Raw genomic sequence first — 19700 nt, 5'->3', positions numbered from 1 at the left:
CCCGTACGGGTGACCCTGTTGCACTCGCATGTCGTCTCTTCATGATGCCGAGGCTTTGTTGCCGACCCGCCCGAGTTTTCGCGCCCCGATAACGTTTCCGTTCACGTCGCGGATCTGGTCTTCGGGCCACACAAGATCGCTGCGTTCGGGGAGGTACTCTGCAAGAGCACGGCTGGTGACATAGAGGACCCCGGGTTGAGGGGTCGGCAGCGGGGGTTCGATTCTACTCGCCCGTGTTCCCTTCACTACGGGGATCGCAATCTCCTCTGTGTCTTCGCCTTCAGTGCGAACGAGGACGGGGGCCTCCTGTCCTGAAGCGATAACGAGTCGAGGTACCTCCTCGGCGGGAGGCAGGATGAGGCGTTTGAGTTCGCCGTCGTTGTTCGAAGTTTCGAGGAGCACCTGATGGGGCGTGAGATTGACGAGGCGCGCATGTTGCGGCTGTTCAGCCGCGCTCGCATGCCTGTGTGTCTTCGGAGTGTCGTCATGCATTGAGCTCCCCCTCAATCCACCCGTGAAGTTCATCGAATCGTTGCTTCCAGTTTGAGCTCGCGCTTTCGGGTTTCCCCTCTATTGCTTCCTGGATCTTGTCTACGGCTGCCTGGAGAAGATCGGAGTATGTCGTAGTCGTTGGGAGAGAGGTGGAGCTGATCCTCTTCCCCAACACGTCCTCGAGGGCTTGATCAACGGTGAACTTTCCGTGATTGAGGGCCGTCTCGGTCCGCACCTTATAGATGATTTGAAGAAGCTGCTCCCGGGTTGCCGATTTTAGGGTTTTCACAGCAGATTTATCACCCTTTTTACGACGCAGAATGACCGGTTCGTCTTGGCTGCGCCCCCTGAAGATGAGTTCTCCCGCGATGGTGGCAAGCCTCGCCCGAAGGAGCTCATCACTCGAAGACTGGCAGAATCCAGCAATGACGCGGTAGGCATCCGCGATTCTTGCCGCGTGCTCGTCGATCTGCTTCGCATTGACGGCCTCTTCAAGAGCTTTCGCCAGTGATTTCGCAGCTTCGGCATGCTCGCGCATCTTCTGGTCACCGAGAGTCAGCAGTCGATAAGTGGACAGCAGATCGAGGCGCTCCATGCAGTACCGTGCCGCTCGGAGCAGAGCCTCTCGAGCATCCTGGTGCAGACCGAACTGATGGAACTGGAACTCTTCCTCATTCCTCTTCACCGTTGATACGAGGAACACGGGGATCCCCCATTGTGCACCATAGTTCTGGGCGGCGGACAGGGCGGGAAGGATGGTCTCTTTCTCGCCGAGGGTGGCGACGAGTATGGCGCGCGGACGGGGACAACGGTCATCGAGGCTCTTCCTGACTTCCCCCGAGACATTGTTGATGAGTGTCGTGAGTTCTTCCACTGTCTCCCGACCTCCTGCTGAAGTCCCATAATTGATCACTTCTGCACTTGGCTGTGCCCAAGACGATTCACGAGAGTTGGCTGCGGAGGGGGATTCGAGTTTTTCTTTGAGGTTATGAGCATGGTCGGCAGAGTCCTGAGATGCCAGAAGAACGGTATGAAGCCGGAACTCGCCAGCAACACTGCAAGCCAGGCGAATCTCTTCCGGAGGCACCGTCTTCATGAGGTTGCTCGCGAAGTCACCGCGGTCGTCCTGTTGACGATTCGTCCCAACTGAGCAAATGAGGCACACATGCTCATTGGGCCAGGAGAGGAAGTCGGGGACTGCGTGTACACCGACAGCCGCGAGTACTCTTAGTCGGGTCTTCTCAGCCGCTTCGCCATCCATGAGTGCAGCGAAGTCGTGCGTTGCACTTTTCCCCGCTTCTTCTAGCGCAGCGGACATTAGGCATTTGGAGCCCCCCTGGTCGTTAGGTCGCTTCATCTCAGCGTCATGCCACGCTCGAATCGACATGCCTGCTGCCAGATCTCCGCGGGCCACATCCATGAGAAGGAGTTGCCCAAGCGCATCCGCCCGCTGGTCCACAGTAACCTTTTCAGCGAATGCCCTTTCCACACTGGCAGCAGCCTGCCTCACCTGCCCATCGTCTTGATACTCGTCCCCCAGCAGGGTCGGTAGGCCCAAACCGAGCAACCAGCCTCGAATCGGGTCCGCACTGATCTTCAGGGGATAAAGCTGTGCCTGTTGACTCTTCCGGGGATGAAGCTGTTCCGGTTGAAGTTTCGCCAGAAGCATCGAGAGGTCACGGCCCGATGCGATAGCGGCACCGGCCACGCCTAGCACGATCGCAGTGGAACCTCCGGCAATCGGAAGAATCACTTCCCCCTCAGCAGCACTATCTTGCATTGCCTGTTCCATCTCCACGAGCCAGTCCTTTTCAGCCAGACTCCGAAGCACAAGAGGCGTTACCTCACCCAGTTCAATCGAACAGCGGGATCTCAGCTCCTTCAGCTGCCGCGCGAGCACCCGTGCAATGCGTTCTGTTCCTCCCTCGCCGTCTGCCGTGCCGACGATGAGAACCTGCAAAGGCCCTGTTTTTTTGAGTTCCTTGAGCCCTTGGAACGCCTTCTCCATAGGCGTGCTCTGTTCCTGGTCCGGATTCACGTCAACACCGCGACGCTTTTCTTCGACAGCGACGTCGTAGTTCATCTCAAGCAAGCGCCGGGCGATCTGCTCCGGGTCGCTCAGCTCTTCCAGCTCATTCAAACGCCCCTTTTGGATTCGGCGTCGTTCATACGGGTGAAGACCTCCGCGCGCGATTCCCAGATCACTGTCTCCTGCGATGTGAATGAGCAGTGCCATCCCAGTTCCTTTCGTTCGGGTGCAGCACGGGCTGCATCGGATGAACGAGAGCACTGAAACACCGCGTGCTCCACACGATCAGCTGGGACTATGATCCACAAAGAATCAGAGGTGTGCAATACTTCACACACTTGCAGTAGTTTGAGCTGTCGGAGTGCCCATGTACCTCGTTATGTTCGAGACCCACGGTAATCAACGTTATGTTTTCGCCTCCCCCAGGCTTAAGGAGAACATTGGTGCTTCCTATCTGCTCACCCTGCTCGAACCCTGGGTGCGCAGCACGTCACAGCACGAGAGAATCCCCATTCTCGACGTCTCTGTTTCTTCAGGGAAAGTGATCGTCGCCGTCGACTCGGAAAAAGATGCACATTCTCTCGTGAACGCTGTGACGAGGAAGATCCTCGAGACTGCTCCCGGCGTTGACGTCACGGGCGTTTTCACTCCGATGATCTCAGTGCATGTGACGAAGGAGGATCTTGAAAACGTCCATGCCGCTTCTGCCCGTCATGCACTGATGCGCCCGCCGACGTCGGCCAGATTCTGCTCAACGCCTTTCCTCGAGCCGGGACGCGATACCCTCTTGCCTGCTGTTCCCTCACGAGTAGGCTTCCCCTCGGGAGAGGTCTATTCTCTCCCGGGGACTGTCGCTCGAGCTCAAGCATCGAAGGCACGAGAATACCTCCTTGGCCTCGCATCCACCCATCCATACCTCTCCGAACGATCGGAGGAGCTTCTCCCCGACCCCGACGCCCTTGAGAAGGCACTCGACTCCTTATCAAAGGTCGCGGTTATCCATCTTGACGGCAACGGCGTGGGAGCAATGGTCCGCGGCCTTGCGGATCGCTTGAGTTCGATTCCTGTCTCTATCTTCCAGGAACAAATCAAATGTGATGCCAGTGACGCGGATGCGCTCAGGCTCAGCCTGCTAAAACTCAACAAGCGTCTCGACAACGTAATGAAAGACGCGTTCTGCGACGCATGGGCAGCCGTGGCAGACCTGGCGATACAAGAAGGAATAGATGTCGTCCCCGTCGTCCCCGTGATCCTCGGTGGTGACGATGCAACTGTCATCACCGACGGCGCCTTTGCGATTCCCTTCGCTGTGGCCTTCCTCGAAGCATTCGAAGAACGCACTGGTGCTGATCCGTTCATCAGTTCCCTATCGGATGATGGAAAAATGACCGCAGGTGCCGGCGTGGCCGTCGTGCGCCACAACTTCCCCTTCCACCTCGCCTACGACCTCGCTGAACGGCTCGCATCAACGGCAAAGACCGCAGGCAAACGCATGGACGAATCATGTTCGACCCTGTCGTATCACATCCTCTACGACTCAACGGTTCTTGACCCGGAAGAACTCCTCGCCTCCTATACCCCCTTCACTAACGAAGCTGAGACGGCGCAGAGTGTGCCCGCGATGACTTCCCGCCCTTACAGGATCCTCGCCAGGAAGGAACTCAGCATTCCGCTCCCACCGCCAACCATGAATGAGTCGTGGGATGCGATGAGACTTCGCGCTGCGTGGTTCGCCGGAATCCTCAGTGCGCCGGGAGCTTCGATACCGATGAGATTCCCGAAGAGTCGTGCAGCACGAATCCGTAAGATCCTCTCCGACGCAGTACACCTGTCAGGTCGAGAGCAGCGTTCTCACTTGGCCAAGGCGAGAAGCGAATGGGATGACGCCCGATCACAACGCGACCTCAAGGTGCTTGTTGACGCAATCGGGTCGGAGCGTCTCATGCTCGACCTTATCGATTTGGCTGAGATCCTCCCTCGAACCTACCTCGTTGCTTCCGCTCCGGAGGAGTTGTCATGACCCGTTCTTTCTTCATCGATATTGATATGGACTCCAATTGGGGCATCGCGACAGGGGCTGGTGTCGTTGGCGGCATAGACTCCGTCATTGAACGCGACCGGCAGGGCCAACCAGTACTGCGCGGCACGGTACTCACCGGGATTCTGCGCGAGAAAGCTCAGGTTGCTGCGATCGCCCTCGATGATGGGGAGCCGTGCGGACCGTGGTCGAACCTATGCGCAAGAATCTTCGGCTCTGCTGAGGCAGCGCGCCTCATCACTTTCACCGACGCCGTCGCCACTGATCCTGTGGAAACGAGTGAGCTTGTCTCTGTCAGCATCGATTCGCAGACTCAGACTGCGAAAGACGATCACCTGCGTTTCTTCGAGCGAGCGGGCGCGGCCCACCTGCGCGCGGAGGTGGTCTGTTGCAGGCTCACGACCGGTGGGGCGCGCGTGGCGTGGACTGATGCTCAGCTCGCTGACGTGGAGCTGTTGCTCGCTGTGGCCTGCGGCATTGTTGAGGCGGTTGGTTCCGATAAGAGCGTCGGCGACGGCTCTTGTCGAATGCGTCTGAAAACAGTCGGACACCCACAGGGCTGGCCGTGGAACGCTCTCGAGTCAGCATCTCGCACTCCGACGATTCCCACGATTGATGCCATTCCGGCAGCGAAGATCACCGATTCTCCTCAGACCGATGAAACGGGCTTTTTCACGGCGCCCCTCGATATTGATCTGCTCTCTCCTGTCATCTCCTACGAGACGCCTTTCTCCAACGAGGTCCGTTCCCTCGATTTCCTTCGCGGCACGACGCTGCTTGCCTGGGCCCATCGGCAGATGCGAGCAGCTCATCCGGACGACGACATCGTTTCCAATGCGGTGACCTCCGGCGATCTGCGCATCTCCGACGCCATCGCGGTGATTGACGAAGTCCCCGGTCTGCCCGTTCCCTTCAGCTTGTCACGGTCGAAGGATTCTTCAGGCTTAGATCACTTTTCCACGTGGAATCATCTGCGCGGCGAAAGCGGGCTTGAATCACAGGTACCGATTCGACGCGGCTTCCTCTACGGGATGGGTGAGGCGTGGAGAATCGCTTCCACGCCGATGACCGCGCGACAGTCAAGCGCCCACGATCCCATGACGGGCACCGCTCAGAGCGGCCAGCTCTACCTCGTTCATGCGCTTTCCCCCGGCCTTCGCCTACGGGCAGAGCTCGTTGTATCGAATAGGCTTCGGGAGCGTCTCCCCGATCTCGAAGAGCTTCTCAGCGTCGACGCGTTGCTCGGCGCACGCCGCCTATCCGGTACTTTCGGCAGTGCCCATTGTTCTCTCGGCCCACTATCCCCTCTTGTGACTCCGTCTGCGTCATGGGACGAAGATGGGACGACAACACTGTGGCTTGCATCGGACCTTGTGCTTCGTTCCTCCTCACTGGGACCGACACGTGGGATTCAGGATTTCCTCGATGCTCTTGCCGCTGTCGGAGCACAGGTCATGGTTCACACTGAGGACGGCGCACAGGCCATGGCGCTGCGGTATAGGAGGATCGATTCTCGCGCCTCCGATGCCGCCATCCGCTCGACCCGTATTGCCATGCAGGCAGGCTCAGTACTACGGATCACCCCTGCTGAAGAAGCCGACCCCTCAGCTGTACTCACGGCACTACGAAGGATGGCACGCGATGGGCTCGGCGAGTTGCGCGCCCAAGGTTATGGGCGAGTCCTCGTCGCCCATCCCTTCCTTTCCCTTTCGAGCATCGCATTATCGACGTGCACTCGAGAGGCATTCCTCAACCGGAAGGAGTCTTGACGATGAGCCTCATGCGTTATTGGTTCTCCGCGACACTCGTGACCACATCACCTCTTCACTCTTCCGGGCTCGATGAAGAGGTAGATCGCACCCCCGATTTCGATCAGGAACGCACCGCAGTTCCCCGTTCTTTCTCCCGCACTGTCGATGGCATTCCCTCATTGTCGGGACGCTCAGTCAAAGGTGCCCTGCGGTCGGCGATGACGCGCTGCTTCCCATCAGAAGAGGAGCGCTTCAAACCGTTATGGGGGTCTCTCGACGCGGCTTCTCCGCTGACGATCCACCCCATTGCGTTATCCGATGTGTGCACCGGCGAAAACCTGCTGCTGCGTGATGGAATTGCCGTTGACCGCTACTGGGGAACTGCGGGACACGGCGCCCTTTTCCAGCATGAAGTGGCCCCTGCAGGAGTCCCTCTTCTCCTGAGCATCTCCGCCCAAGCGTCGTCTCGTCCCGACATAGAAGGGGGAGTATCCCCCCGACTCGTCGAGGATTTCTTCGCGTATCTCAGCGCCCTTCTCGACACGGACCGTCTTGCTTTTGGCGGCAGACGCTCAGTCGGCTGGGGGCGCGTGAAGCTCAAGGATGACACCCAAGTATCGTGCCGATGTGCTGACTTGGGGAGCAGGAAAGGTCTTATCGCCCTCCACAGGGGAGGAGACGATATTGAGCTCGACTTCGTGCCCCGCCCACCGGCATCGGATCGAATCTCTATCGATATCGCTTGGACTTCCCCTTCTGGAATCCTCATCGCTAATGGAGCCTTACGTGATGAAGGTGATCCCGATGCACCCGAGATCACCCGGCCCCTTCATATGAACGATGCAGATTCTCCCTTCGTCATTCCGGGCAGCTCCATTCGGGGAGCCTTGCGAGCCCGCTGCTCGAGGATCGCTCGCACTATCATCGCCGATGGAGATGAACTCCAGATTGACGACTGGGCTGATCTCGAGGTACACGAACAGTTGCGCCGCGACCCCGTCCTCGTTCGTATTCTCTTCGGAGATACCGGAGTCAAGGGCGCTTTGAGTGTGCTCGATACTCTCTCACAGGGGCGTTCGTCAAAGCGTCAGACTCACAATGCCGGTGACCGTTTCAGCGGAGGGGTCGTTGACGGTTTGCTCTACACGGAGGAGATCCCTGGTGACGGATGGAATGAGATCCGCCTGGAGATCGACACTGACTTGTTGGCGCGACTCGACTCTCCTGACCAGGAGCCGGACTATTCGCGCGCGGCTCTATGCCTCCTCGGATTGGCCCTTGCGGAGCTTGCTTCGGGTGCTCTTCCTATCGGCAGTCGAGGAACCCGCGGTCTGGGTGAAGTGCGGGTGAAGACTCTGAATGTCGACGGTCCTGAAGAACTCATCGGGCAGCCATGGCGGATTAGCAGCATGGGAGATCCGCGTGGAACTGCCGAAGAGATCCTCACCCGACTGCGGGGCATCAACGAGCTGTTGCCCTCAGGCGGCTGGTCTCTTTACCTTCACGAGGGGAACGGACAATGAGTACGTATTCGAATAGTTCGACGCTGTCGCAAAAGAGGCTGACGCGAGCGTCCTGGCAGTGCGAGCCCCTTAATGGCGACGCGCGTCTGGTGCTTGAGCGCATTGAATCTGGCCCGGATACGAGATGGTACGGGATTGCTTCAACGACTGTCGGCGCTCTCAGCGTCGTCGCGGATAAGAGTGGTCTGCGCGCATGCGGAGGACAGTCCATTGATCTTGCCACCATGTACGAGTTGCGCCTATGGGTCCCCTCCTTCGCTCTTGAAGCTCATGGACACGGATTGTGGGCTCGTGAGCTGCGTTGGTTGAACGGCAGTCACGTCGTGGATCTGCGAGTCTTCTCAGATCCGTCCAAGGGCGAGGTGTGTTGGTGCCGTGCAGGTGAATACGTTCAGCACTCGCCGGGCGGCGTTCCCGTAAGTGCGACGATGCCGACGGTTGAGGTCTTCTGCGAGGAGCAATTGTATTCGAATGTCGTGTTCGTCGATGAGTTGATGACCGGGAAGTGGGCCTGACATGAGCGATTTCGAGCCTTTCCATTCTGCGGTGAATCGTGTTCCGATTCCTCGCACAAGCGTCCTCGGCTATGTCGAGAGAGACTTTCTCCCCAGCGATGTCTTCGGCGAAGAGACGCCGACGGGACATGATCATCTCCGAGCAGATCGTTGGTCGGGGTCCCTCGATGTGGAGATGACAGTCCGAACCCCGCTCGTCTTCGGAGAACAGACTGAAGACGATCAGGGCCGGCCCTCGGTAGAAGTGCCTATTGACGCGGATCGTCACCCGGTCGTTCCAGGAACGATGGTCAAGGGCATGATCTCGCGCGCTTATGAGCTGTTCACAGCCTCGCGCTTTCGTATCTTCGGCGATCACGCGGAAGCTCTGACCTATCGCTCAGACCCCGCAGAAGCCCTCAGTTTGCTGCCCGGTCGAATCTGCGAGTACGAGGGCGGTCTGGGTGTCGAGATCCTCGACGGCCTGGGGAAGACCGGGAAGACCGTCGCACTGATCAAGGATGATGATGCGGACAAGGGAGGCGTATCCATCCAACGCGATGGTCACCCGACGATTCGTCTCAACCCGGGCAGCACACAACCAACACAACAGCAGGTGCTCGCCCGATTCCGGAGCCTCACTCGTCACGGCTCTCAAGTCGAGGTGCAATTGTCGCGTTGGCGGGGAGAAAAGGGTCCGGAGCATCTCATGGTGACGGGCGTGTGGGTCGACGACCAGCTGGAGGAGTTCTTCCAGGTCCCCCCACACCTCAATCCGAAAAAACTGAATGTCTGGGGATACCCCTGTCGGACGAGCCCCGAGAAGAAACATGCAGGCGATCTTTTCTCTGAAAAGAAATACGAGCGGTTCTTCTTCAAGACGGATCACACGGGCAAATCTCTCGACGGGGTCGTCCTCTCTCTGACGCAAGACCACATCGACCGTTACGATGCGGTCATTCGTTCCTACCAGGAACAGCATGATCGTCCCGGAGGCGACGTGCATCTCCTCAATCGAGCAGCCTCAGAGAACTCGAATCTCGCCCCCGGGATCCTCGTCTTCGTCAATCTGGACCGGGATTCGTCGCAGCATGGGACTCCTTCTCGCATTGACCGGGTCGTAGACGTGTACCCGACGATGGTGGGGCGTCGCTCGTACCGGATGAGCCCTCGCGCACTTGCCCAGGCTCAAAGAGTCCTTCCCGTATCGCGCGCGGAGGAGGCCTCACCGGCAGACAGGCTCTTCGGCTACGTCGTAGGGGATGCCCCCAGCGGAGCCCGTGGAGGGGATGTTTCCTCGAAGGGGCGCCTCTTCTTCGGGGCGGTCGACACCGATGATGTGGAGCCTCTGAGGGAGCCCCGTCGTCTCGCCCCTTTGCTAGCCCCGAAACTCAGTTCGGCGAGGCGCTTCCTGACAACGAGGTCTGGGGCGACACCCGCGCAAGAGAAGGATCAGTTTCTCCCCCGTTCGGAGTATTACTCCGAAGGACAGTTCTTAGGGGCCGCGGTGTACCCAGTCCATCGTGAGCTAGTCGATTCTCAGAGTTTCCCCGAAGAAAAAACGCAGAATACGACGGTCGATCAGTCGAATGAGAAAGTCCGAATGACTGCGAAGTCGTGGATCGCTCCAGGCTCCATAATGCGCTGCCGTATTCGCTTCGAGGATCTGACAAGTAACGAGTTGGCTGTCCTTGTGTGGCTTCTAACACCTGAGAATCTCGTTCCCGCCTCCGAAAAGGGCACAGACCGCGTGGGCTATCTGCGGATGGGACTCGGGAAACCCTACGGCCTGGGTGTACTCGAGGTTCGACTCGCAGAAGACGGGCTGCGAGCGGTCCGCGCGGGCGGAGACTCGGGGTTGGCTGCGATGTACCGTGATCTCAGCGGTTGTTTGGGTACTGCGGAGACTGTTCACGCTGCGGAGGATTTCATCCTCGACAAGGAGGGAGTACTTCGCAAGACCCCGTGGATTCAGGCCCTCCAACGAGCCGCCTTCGGTTACTCCGATGGTAAACCCGTGCGATATATGTCGCTGGAGGAGAACAGGTCGAATAATCGCACCGACTCGAAGACTGGGCGTCCTCAACCTGGTTGTGGGATTGCTCCACGGGACATGTTCGGCGACGATGCGGCTGTCCCTCTTAAAATCAGCCGATCGAAGAAATAGAAGAGGCATTGGAAGGAATCATCTCTTCGAGGAGGCTCACCACAATCCCCGGTACAGTCCCACGTCGTCGAGGGCGACGGCTGTTCCGAGGATTTCTGCGCGCGCCGCACATCCGGTACACACCGGGTAGATGTGCACGACATCGTCCATTGAGTCGATGATCGACTCGAGTTTCTGGCGCACGAGATCAAGATCCGCAGCTTCTAGTCGTAGTTGGAACACGGATTCTTGGATTCTGTACCCCCAGCTTTGAAGAGTGTGAGCGACTCGGTTTCGCCTTCCGTTGGCGGCGATGTCGTAGGCGACGATGTAGGTCATCGCCATGCGACGCCGGTCCACGTGTAGTCGGGTTCCATGATTGCTCGTCCCAGGAGTTGCGCTTCATGGTGAATGTGTCTGCGCCATGTTCCAGTAAAGCCCGGAAGTGCACCTTTCACATGCCGCTGCATGGTGGCTTCATATCCGTCGACCACAATCTTCTTCCCCTCTCGGTTGAGCCATACGCCGTCCTCGTCTCCCGGTGCACTGGTGGCGTGTTCGGGCCGTAGTCGGTGCGTGCGCAGCAGGGCCATCACTGTTGAATCGACGAGAAGTGGCCGGAACTCTTCCATGAGGTCGAGCGAGAGGCTCGGACGTTTGTCGGTCGAGGAATGGAGAATCCCCAGTGAGGGTTCGAGGCCTGCGGCGAAGAGGGCGCCTGTGCATTCTCCGAGCAGGATTGCATAGCAGTAGGACAATGCTGCGTTGGCGAGGTCTCGAGGTGGGCGTCTGCTGCGTCCTTGGAATGCGACATCTTCAGGCACGAGCGAGGACAAAGCTGTGTAGTAGTCGGTGGATGCGGCTCCCTCCAGGCCCATGATTTCGTTGATGGAGTCCGCGTGGGTGAGCTCTTCGGCGAGGTTTCTCAGCTCTTGCGCCGCAGATTTCACATCCGTCCTCGTATCTCGGCGTCCGATTCGATTGAGTACGTGCACTTGGTTGCGCAGTTTCGCCTTCACAATGGACCGCGCGAGGGGAAGGCGTTGTTCTTCATCGTCGCTGAATGCAGCTTGAGCGAGGAGTCGACGCGCATTGACTGTGGATCGTGGACCCGCTAGCTGCCCGAGGTAGGTTCCTCTTCGCGACAGGCAAAGGACGTCAATGTCGTTGTAGAGAGCCCAGGAGCGTGCTCCTGCTGAGAGCCCTACGCTGCCGGTCAATACGATGCGGCTGACTGATCGCTGGGGGATTGACATTTGTGGGAGCCCGTCAGTGCCGTCGACAATGAGTCGGCCTTTTGTCACGTGGACGCGGGCGCCGTCGCGTCCAACATAGATGACGTGGTCCGGATCGGGCTGTCCTTTGATGTCGTGGTACGGGTCCGCATCTGGTCTGGTTCTGGTGAAGTCAACACCGAGATAGCAGAACCCTTCATCGAATGTTGTCATGATCGTTTTGTCCTGATTGAGTTTCAGTCCGTGTGCTGCAGCGAGGTCGCTGAGGAGCTCGATAGCGTCGAGTATGTCTTGCTCGCGCGGAGAACATACGACGATGTCGTCTGCGAATCGCGCGTACCCATACCCCGCATCGCATATGTCATGGTCGAATCGTGTGAGGGAGAGGTTGGCGAGTAGGGGTGAGAGGGTGGACCCCTGTGCAACTCCGCGGCTTCGGGCTCGTCGTTGCCCATGTGCTCGTCTGGGCAGTGCGACAATCCGGAGAAGGGCGAGGAGGTCGCGTTCTTGAAGTGATTCGGGCAGGGCTTCGAGGGCGTGTTCAAGGTTGACGTGGGGGAAGAAGTCTTCGATGTCGGTTCTGAGGACGTATTGGTAGCCCTCTTCTCGCAGGGTGGCGACGTGGTGAACAGCATCGTCAACTCCGATTCCTGTCCGGTAGGCGAAGGAACAGGATGATTGAACAAGGTCGGCTGTGAATGCGATGGTGTCGACGATTGCGCGTTCAACGATACGGTCGTGGATCGTGGGGATGTTGAGGGTCCGCGTTTTGCCGTGCTCTCCCTTGGGAATGTCGACGCGGTTGAGTGGCTCAGGTTCGTATGTTCCGTTGCGCAAGAGTGCAGAGAGTTGGTTGAGGAACTCGTCCGCATTTTCAATGATTCTCTTACTTTGACGCTGAAGAACCCCGTCTTGCGCATCCCGAGCGAGGACGGACTGCCATGCACGTTCAAGTGTTTCAACGGAGGATATTTGAAGGAATACAGGGGAGAGCTTGGTTTCCTCTCCCGTTGTGTTCATGGCGCTACGTAGGCGATAGAGGGGTTGTCCGAAGAAGTAGCCGGCTGTTCGAGGGCGCATCGGCGGCGTCGGTGTTCGTCTTGGTGCACTCTCCATGCGCGCTCCCTTCACTGGGTGTTACTGGGTAGTATCGCCATTTGGGCCTGTCTGTGTGTCCGTTTCGCGCTCCTCTTGCGCCAGATTCCCCGGGAGGAGGCCGACTTTTCCGCAAGAACGCGTTGAGATCCGGCGGATGAACGCGTCATGAGTGCTTCGGTGGCGATCACCCTATGACCTGGGTATATGTGCTTTAATGGGGGTGGTGCTGGACGACTCGAGTGGTGCTTTTCGGGTCGGTGGCGATAACCCGCGCATCCTACCTGGTCACAGGCGGTGTTTTCGGGGTGGAGTCAGAAAGCACCTCGCGCCATAAGGTGCATTAAGACCCGTCGATGAGACCAACTACGAGGTTGTCGTAAGCCAGAGTCAGAAAGCACCTCGCGCCATAAGGTGCATTAAGACTTTCCGTGTCCAACACAATTATGCTCCTTTCAGTCAGAAAGCACCTCGCGCCATAAGGTGCATTAAGACAAGTTGTGAGGACGCATTTCCTGCGTTTCCACATTGTCAGAAAGCACCTCGCGCCATAAGGTGCATTAAGACTCACACTTTTTGAACCGTGATCCTGCTCCCATATCAGTCAGAAAGCACCTCGCGCCATAAGGTGCATTAAGACTCTAAACCCCACTCCATCGAATCGCGCTTCATCGCGTCAGAAAGCACCTCGCGCCATAAGGTGCATTAAGACTAGATACCTTACCTTCCAAGATTTCCTTGTACACAGGTCAGAAAGCACCTCGCGCCATAAGGTGCATTAAGACGGTCCGGATTTCGCGCTTGGTCATGCGTTCATCTCGTCAGAAAGCACCTCGCGCCATAAGGTGCATTAAGACGATCTCCACCACGTTGTCCGCGCTGTGCGCCCAAAGTCAGAAAGCACCTCGCGCCATAAGGTGCATTAAGACGTAGACGGGGATATTGGGGGCGCCGGGGACCCACTGTCAGAAAGCACCTCGCGCCATAAGGTGCATTAAGACACGTGCCGGCGCTTCTTTACCCACTACCCTCACCACAGTCAGAAAGCACCTCGCGCCATAAGGTGCATTAAGACAAACACCACAGGATCTCCTGATGGTGTTGGAGGTCAGAAAGCACCTCGCGCCATAAGGTGCATTAAGACAGACATTGCGTTAACGTATATGACATCCGCTCCGCTGTCAGAAAGCACCTCGCGCCATAAGGTGCATTAAGACGCTGGCATCTGTTAGTCCAGGTAGGCATTAGGGAGGTCAGAAAGCACCTCGCGCCATAAGGTGCATTAAGACAAGTTTGGTGTTGCGTGCCATCGGAGTGTCCTTTCTGAGTCAGAAAGCACCTCGCGCCATAAGGTGCATTAAGACCACCGAGGAGGAAGAGCCATGGGCACCCTCTACTTCAAGTCAGAAAGCACCTCGCGCCATAAGGTGCATTAAGACGCAGTCTCTCCAGTGTAAGTTTCCATTTTTCTTCTGTCAGAAAGCACCTCGCGCCATAAGGTGCATTAAGACTGTTCATGAGGCGCTCGAGGTAGCGGTTGATCGCTTGTCAGAAAGCACCTCGCGCCATAAGGTGCATTAAGACACCGTCGCCAATGAGAATTGCTTGAGCGAGCTCATGTCAGAAAGCAACTCGCGCCATAAGGTGCATTAAGACTTTCAGCGGGCGCGCTCCTCATGGATGCCGTCTTAGTCAGAAAGCACCTCGCGCCATAAGGTGCATTAAGACTTACCACGACACGTTTGCTGCCGTCAGCAAAGTCAGAAAGCACCTCGCGCCATAAGGTGCATTAAGACCTGTCTGTCTATCTTTGTAAGCACTAGCCTGATTTGCGTCAGAAAGCACCTCGCGCCATAAGGTGCATTAAGACCTCCTAGGATTTGGTGGTACTGCTCCTCCGTGACGTCAGAAAGCACCTCGCGCCATAAGGTGCATTAAGACCTCCGATCTTGTGGAGTTTGACATCGATGCCAATGTCGTCAGAAAGCACCTCGCGCCATAAGGTGCATTGAGACTCGCCTTTGCCAAGCGAATCGCCCCCTTTCTCTCTCGTCAGAAAGCACCTCGCGCCATAAGGTGCATTAAGACTCGGTGCGATCGTACCGGGCACCAAACTTCCGGTCCCAGCTCGTCAGAAAGCACCTCGCGCCATAAGGTGCATTAAGACTTGCCATTAATAAAGGTGAACCTCACCTTCATTTTTGTCAGAAAGCACCTCGCGCCATAAGGTGCATTAAGACACGTCGACGCCGCCCCATACGTAGGGCGTGCCGATCGGTCAGAAAGCACCTCGCGCCATAAGGTGCATTAAGACCGTCGATTTCGACATCATCCGTGCGCACGTCGACGTCAGAAAGCACCTCGCGCCATAAGGTGCATTAAGACACCTCAAGCAGGATGACCCCCTGCGAGGTTGCTTTGTCAGAAAGCACCTCGCGCCATAAGGTGCATTAAGACCCTTCCTATGTAAGGGCTACTTTCACTCTGTTGAGCGTCAGAAAGCACCTCGCGCCATAAGGTGCATTAAGACTGATCGACCCGAACCCGCGCTTGCTACGAGCCACGAGTCAGAAAGCACCTCGCGCCATAAGGTGCATTAAGACTGTGGGAGATCAGTTGTCGCATGTGGGAGATCAGTCAGAAAGCACCTCGCGCCATAAGGTGCATTAAGACACTTGGGGTGATTGGGAGGCGTATCGGGCTTCGTGTCGGAAAGCACCTCGCGCCATAAGGTGCATTAAGACAGACCCCTAGATCATATAGGTAGCTGTTCACGTCGCGGTCAGAAAGCACCTCGCGCCATAAGGTGCATTAAGACGTAGGCGCGCTGACCTGGAGACTCAGGTCATACACGTCAGAAAGCACCTCGCGCCATAAGGTGCATTAAGACAGACTCCTTTAGTTTCGGATTTCGACCGATACAACGTCGGTCAGAAAGCACCTCGCGCCATAAGGTGCATTAAGACGGCGGCGGAGCGACCCTCACCTACGCGTACCGCAGGTCAGAAAGCACCTCGCGCCATAAGGTGCATTAAGACCGAAACCGTAAGCATGGTCGTGAACCGAGAGAGGTCAGAAAGCACCTCGCGCCATAAGGTGCATTAAGACCTAAGGTCAGTCTCGTCGAATTTCGTGGTGATTACTCGTCAGAAAGCACCTCGCGCCATAAGGTGCATTAAGACTTCTGGCAGTGTTTACACACCACCGAGATTGTATATAGTCAGAAAGCACCTCGCGCCATAAGGTGCATTTAGACCGTTCCCGTATTCGACATCAAGTGCCCAAATCCTACGTCAGAAAGCACCTCGCGCCATAAGGTGCATTAAGACACTCCACCAGACGAGTTCGTTCGTGTCATCGCGGCTGGGTCAGAAAGCACCTCGCGCCATAAGGTGCATTAAGACCACGACCGGAAAACTTAGCTCAACCCTGGGGGCGACCGTCAGAAAGCACCTCGCGCCATAAGGTGCATTAAGACGATCGATCCACATGACCGTGATCTTCCTTTCTCTCGTCAGAAAGCACCTCGCACCATAAGGTGCATTAAGACCCGGGATTTCCAGCGGTTTTACAGAGTATTTTTCTGTGGTCAGAAAGCACCTCGCGCCATAAGGTGCATTAAGACCCCTCTTTCAAGGGTATGATGACAGGATTCTTTAGGCGTCAGAAAGCACCTCGCGCCATAAGGTGCATTAAGACAATTCCGGCCGATTGCCAGAAACTCAGGCTTGGTATCGTCAGAAAGCACCTCGCGCCATAAGGTGCATTAAGACACTTGGGGTGATTGGGAGGCGTATCGGGCTTCGTGTCGGAAAGCACCTCGCGCCATAAGGTGCATTAAGACGTTGGCGAGCATGCTTTCAAGAGTCTCTTTCGTGAGGTCAGAAAGCACCTCGCGCCATAAGGTGCATTAAGACCCAGAGGGAAGCGCCCTTCAGAGATGTTGTCATCGTCAGAAAGCACCTCGCGCCATAAGGTGCATTAAGACGGGACGCCAGACCTTCCGGCGATTTATTCACGCTGCGGTCAGAAAGCACCTCGCGCCATAAGGTGCATTAAGACCGAGAAAGAAATTCGCTCAAAGCTAAAGGGCGACTTTGTCAGACAGCACCTCGCGCCATAAGGTGCATCAAGTAGTTCCTGGAGCTGCTGCTCCTGGACGGTGACCTCAGAACAGAAAACGCCAGCACACGATAGAAAATGCAGATAGAAACAGCGGGGAATTAAGGCAATCACCTCGCCTCAATGCCCCACCCTGAACACGATCTACAGTCAAGAGCCCTGTTAAAACACAACAAGAGCCCCTGTCACAACACAAGTGGGGCCCGCGGCTTAAGCCGCGGGCCCCACAACCTTTGTGAGCTGTGAAAAGCTACAGCGTCACTCAGGCCATCTTCGTGCCGACCGAGCCGAGGCGCTGGCAGGCCTCGACAACGCGGGCAGCCATGCCGGCCTCGGCCGACTTGCCCCACGAGCGCGGGTCGTACATCTTCTTGTTGCCGACCTCGCCGTCAATCTTCAGCACACCATCGTAGTTGCGGAACATGTGCTCCACGACAGGACGGGTGAAGGCGTACTGGGTGTCGGTATCGACGTTCATCTTGATGACGCCGTTAGCGACCGCGAGGGCGATCTCATCGGCGGTGGAGCCGGAACCGCCATGCATGACCAGATCGAAGGGACGGTTATCCTTCCAACCGATCTTCGCGGCGACCTCTTCCTGGATGGTGCCGAGGATCTCCGGACGCAGCTTCACGTGGCCGGGCTTATACACGCCGTGCACATTGCCGAAGGTGAGGGCGGTCAGGTAGCGGCCCTTCTCACCCATGCCGAGAGCCTCAACGGTCTTGAGGGCATCCTCGGTGGTGGTGTAGAGCTTCTCGTTGATCTCCCCGACAACACCATCTTCTTCGCCGCCGACAACACCGATCTCAACCTCGAGGATCGTGTTCGCCTTCACGGAGAGCTCAAGCATCTCCTTGGCGATTTCAAGGTTCTCATCGAGCGGCACGGCCGAACCGTCCCACATGTGGGACTGGAAGGTCGGGAGACCACCCTTGGCGACCTGCTCGGCCTCGATCTCCATGAGGGGACGGATCCACGAGTCGATGTTCTGCTTGGCGCAGTGGTCCGTGTGCAGGGCGATGGTGACACCGTAGTTCTTCGCAACCTCAGTTGCGTAGGCGGCGAGAGCGAGGGAGCCGGTGACGCGGTTCTTGATCGTCGAGCCAGAGGCGTACTCGGCGCCACCGACGGAGATCTGGATGATGCCATCGGACTCAGCCTCAGCGAAGCCCTGGATTGCTGCGGTAACGGTCTGCGAAGAGGTGACGTTGATCGCGGGGTAGGCGAACTTGCCTGCCTTCGCGCGATTCAGCATTTCGGCGTAGACCTCAGGGGTTGCGATGGGCACAGGAGCCTCCTTATCAAATGACAGTTTCGTCACTGTCAATCCTCCCACATTCGACGAAGTTGGCGCGAGGAAGGAAGTCCCGACTACGTGCACATTTGCCACTCGACCCCTGCAAGAGTGGCCAGTTCAGGGGCCCTGCAGACTCACTCCTGTTCAGCGCTCAATTTCCGAGCGTGCTCCCACATGACGATCGCCGCCGCATGCCCCACATTCATCGAACGAGTCGAGCCACGCTGCGAGATCTTCACCACACACTCACACAAGTCGATCATCTCCTCGCTGAGCCCATTCGACTCCTCCCCGAACACCAGGCACGCCCTACGCGGCAACTCAGTCGACTCCAAGGGAAGGGAACCCGGCACATTATCCACACCCACGAGGACGAGGCCGCGACTCGTACACGAATCCGCGAGCGCCTGCGCACTATCCACATGGTCAACCTCGAGGTAACGGTCCGTGACCATCGCTCCTCGACGATTCCAGCGGCGACGGCCGACAATGTGAACGCGAGCGGCCCCGAGCGCATTCGCGGTGCGCACAATCGACCCGATGTTGAAGTCATGCCCGAGGTTCTCGATCGCCACCTCGAAAGGCAAAGAACGCCGCTTGAGGTCCTCGCGGATCGCGTCCATCGTCCAGTAGCGGTAGTGGTCCTCCACGTTTCGCCGATCGCCGAGGGCGAGGAGCTCCGGGTCGTATCGAGGGTCCTCGGGCACTGGCCCCTCCCAGGGGCCCACTCCACAAGATGCCCCGCCCTCGTTAATGGGACCCAAGGGGGTGGTCTCGTCACTCATATCGCTCACCGCGCCCACGATAGTGCCAGTGGTCGGGAGAAGATGACAGGATGGGGTCATGGCTCAGCTCCTGTCGAAGGACGAAATCGTCGTCCGTCATATGCGAACCCACATTAAAGCGGTCCTCGGCAATATCATCGCCGAGATCCTCCTTTTGGCTGGTGGCATCCTTGCCACCGTCTACATGCCGCCAGAATGGGAGCCTTTCAGTCTCGCTTTCGTGTGGGCGATCGTTCTCGTCGCGACGCTCCCCCTGTTCCTCGTGCCTGTTCTTCGTTGGGCGTCCTCCACTTACACGCTCACTTCGAAGCGTGTCATCACCCGCCATGGCATCCTCAATCGTCGTGGCCATGATCTTCCACTGTCGCGCATCTCCGATGTCGCCAGTGAGCGCGACCTCGTCGATCGCCTTTTCGGATGCGGGACCCTCACCCTGCAAACCTCCTCCGACGACCCGCTGGTCCTGCATGACATTCCGAAGATCGACTATGTGCAGCTCGAGGTTTCTAACCTCTTGTTTGACGATGTGCAAGGCGCGGTGGATGCCGACCCCGAGTAGGTTGAGTGAAACACGAGTAGGCCTGACTGAAGCACGTGAAGCGAAGGGCGGGCCCGCTGGCGTTTCAGTGTCACGAGCTCATCAGTTCTGCGTGAGAAGCTCATCAGTTCTGCCGAATGGGCGAGTCGCCT

The 19700-nt window shown here is 57.6% G+C and carries 12 protein-coding genes and 1 CRISPR repeat array; of the genes, 6 read left to right on the top strand and 6 right to left on the bottom strand.

The window, feature by feature from the left end; translation table 11 throughout:
* Window positions 1-39: 39 nt before the first annotated feature.
* A complete protein-coding gene (locus tag FFA61_RS00940) occupies window positions 40-492 on the bottom strand; it encodes a hypothetical protein (RefSeq protein ID WP_005962367.1) in 453 nt (150 codons plus the stop codon).
* Window positions 485-2728, bottom strand: a complete 2244-nt coding sequence (locus FFA61_RS00935) for a hypothetical protein (RefSeq protein ID WP_005962368.1) — start codon at window positions 2726-2728, stop codon at window positions 485-487. Before FFA61_RS00935 ends, FFA61_RS00940 begins: the two co-directional genes overlap by 8 nt.
* Before the next feature lie 160 nt (window positions 2729-2888).
* Here FFA61_RS00935 and FFA61_RS00930 point away from each other — a divergent pair, with 160 nt between their 5' ends.
* The 5 genes from FFA61_RS00930 to FFA61_RS00910 are packed head-to-tail and all read left to right on the top strand — an operon-like array spanning window position 2889 to window position 10494.
* Window positions 2889-4541, top strand: coding sequence for a Cas10/Cmr2 second palm domain-containing protein (locus FFA61_RS00930; RefSeq protein WP_005962369.1), 1653 nt, complete (start codon window positions 2889-2891; stop codon window positions 4539-4541).
* Window positions 4538-6328 (top strand): RAMP superfamily CRISPR-associated protein, encoded by a 1791-nt coding sequence (locus tag FFA61_RS00925; protein WP_005962370.1) that lies wholly within the window; start codon window positions 4538-4540, stop codon window positions 6326-6328. Before FFA61_RS00930 ends, FFA61_RS00925 begins: the two co-directional genes overlap by 4 nt.
* A 2-nt stretch (window positions 6329-6330) precedes the next feature.
* Complete coding sequence (locus tag FFA61_RS00920; protein ID WP_051057803.1) at window positions 6331-7833, top strand: RAMP superfamily CRISPR-associated protein; 1503 nt, start codon at window positions 6331-6333, stop codon at window positions 7831-7833.
* The gene (locus tag FFA61_RS00915; protein WP_005962372.1) at window positions 7830-8348 is read left to right on the top strand and encodes a hypothetical protein; all 519 of its coding nucleotides are present in this window, start codon (window positions 7830-7832) and stop codon (window positions 8346-8348) included. The genes FFA61_RS00920 and FFA61_RS00915 overlap by 4 nt, the downstream gene beginning before the upstream one ends.
* Window position 8349: 1 nt before the next feature.
* Window positions 8350-10494: a hypothetical protein gene (locus tag FFA61_RS00910; protein WP_005962373.1), complete on the top strand. Its 2145-nt coding sequence runs from the start codon at window positions 8350-8352 to the stop codon at window positions 10492-10494.
* Window positions 10495-10530: 36 nt separating this feature from the next.
* Here FFA61_RS00910 and cas2 read toward each other — a convergent pair whose 3' ends face one another.
* The 4 genes from cas2 to FFA61_RS00890 form a co-directional block, all read right to left on the bottom strand.
* Window positions 10531-10818, bottom strand: coding sequence for a CRISPR-associated endonuclease Cas2 (gene cas2 / locus FFA61_RS00905; RefSeq protein ID WP_005962374.1), 288 nt, complete (start codon window positions 10816-10818; stop codon window positions 10531-10533).
* On the bottom strand, window positions 10809-12824 hold the full coding sequence (gene cas1 / locus FFA61_RS00900; RefSeq protein ID WP_131247179.1) for a CRISPR-associated endonuclease Cas1: 2016 nt from the start codon (window positions 12822-12824) through the stop codon (window positions 10809-10811). Before cas1 ends, cas2 begins: the two co-directional genes overlap by 10 nt.
* A gap of 292 nt (window positions 12825-13116) precedes the next feature.
* Window positions 13117-16939: a CRISPR direct-repeat array (repeat unit 37 nt; unit sequence GTCAGAAAGCACCTCGCGCCATAAGGTGCATTAAGAC).
* A gap of 248 nt (window positions 16940-17187) precedes the next feature.
* Window positions 17188-18216, bottom strand: a complete 1029-nt coding sequence (gene fbaA / locus FFA61_RS00895; RefSeq protein WP_040313554.1) for a class II fructose-bisphosphate aldolase — start codon at window positions 18214-18216, stop codon at window positions 17188-17190.
* Window positions 18217-18359: 143 nt separating this feature from the next.
* Window positions 18360-19010 carry a TrmH family RNA methyltransferase gene (locus tag FFA61_RS00890; RefSeq protein ID WP_131247279.1) on the bottom strand — a complete coding sequence of 217 codons (651 nt, stop codon included), beginning with the start codon at window positions 19008-19010 and terminating at the stop codon, window positions 18360-18362.
* Window positions 19011-19068: 58 nt separating this feature from the next.
* Here FFA61_RS00890 and FFA61_RS00885 point away from each other — a divergent pair, with 58 nt between their 5' ends.
* The gene (locus tag FFA61_RS00885) at window positions 19069-19569 is read left to right on the top strand and encodes a PH domain-containing protein (protein WP_005962379.1); all 501 of its coding nucleotides are present in this window, start codon (window positions 19069-19071) and stop codon (window positions 19567-19569) included.
* Window positions 19570-19700: the final 131 nt, after the last annotated feature.

The sequence above is a fragment of the Schaalia cardiffensis F0333 genome, from assembly GCF_005886435.1.
Classification (GTDB): Bacteria; Actinomycetota; Actinomycetes; order Actinomycetales; family Actinomycetaceae; genus Pauljensenia; species Pauljensenia cardiffensis.
The sequence above is the reverse complement of the archived record's forward strand: the minus strand, read 5'-3'. Positions and strand labels throughout refer to the sequence as shown.

What these genes read in the sequence shown, in the direction of transcription:
- FFA61_RS00940 (WP_005962367.1), bottom strand. Translation starts at nt 492, where the DNA reads ATGCATGACGACACTCCGAAGACACACAGGCATGCGAGCGCGGCTGAA.
- FFA61_RS00935 (WP_005962368.1), bottom strand. Translation starts at nt 2,728, where the DNA reads ATGGCACTGCTCATTCACATCGCAGGAGACAGTGATCTGGGAATCGCG.
- FFA61_RS00930 (WP_005962369.1), top strand. Translation starts at nt 2,889, where the DNA reads ATGTACCTCGTTATGTTCGAGACCCACGGTAATCAACGTTATGTTTTC.
- FFA61_RS00925 (WP_005962370.1), top strand. Translation starts at nt 4,538, where the DNA reads ATGACCCGTTCTTTCTTCATCGATATTGATATGGACTCCAATTGGGGC.
- FFA61_RS00920 (WP_051057803.1), top strand. Translation starts at nt 6,331, where the DNA reads ATGAGCCTCATGCGTTATTGGTTCTCCGCGACACTCGTGACCACATCA.
- FFA61_RS00915 (WP_005962372.1), top strand. Translation starts at nt 7,830, where the DNA reads ATGAGTACGTATTCGAATAGTTCGACGCTGTCGCAAAAGAGGCTGACG.
- FFA61_RS00910 (WP_005962373.1), top strand. Translation starts at nt 8,350, where the DNA reads ATGAGCGATTTCGAGCCTTTCCATTCTGCGGTGAATCGTGTTCCGATT.
- cas2 (WP_005962374.1), bottom strand. Translation starts at nt 10,818, where the DNA reads ATGGCGATGACCTACATCGTCGCCTACGACATCGCCGCCAACGGAAGG.
- cas1 (WP_131247179.1), bottom strand. Translation starts at nt 12,824, where the DNA reads ATGGAGAGTGCACCAAGACGAACACCGACGCCGCCGATGCGCCCTCGA.
- FFA61_RS00890 (WP_131247279.1), bottom strand. Translation starts at nt 19,010, where the DNA reads ATGAGTGACGAGACCACCCCCTTGGGTCCCATTAACGAGGGCGGGGCA.
- FFA61_RS00885 (WP_005962379.1), top strand. Translation starts at nt 19,069, where the DNA reads ATGGCTCAGCTCCTGTCGAAGGACGAAATCGTCGTCCGTCATATGCGA.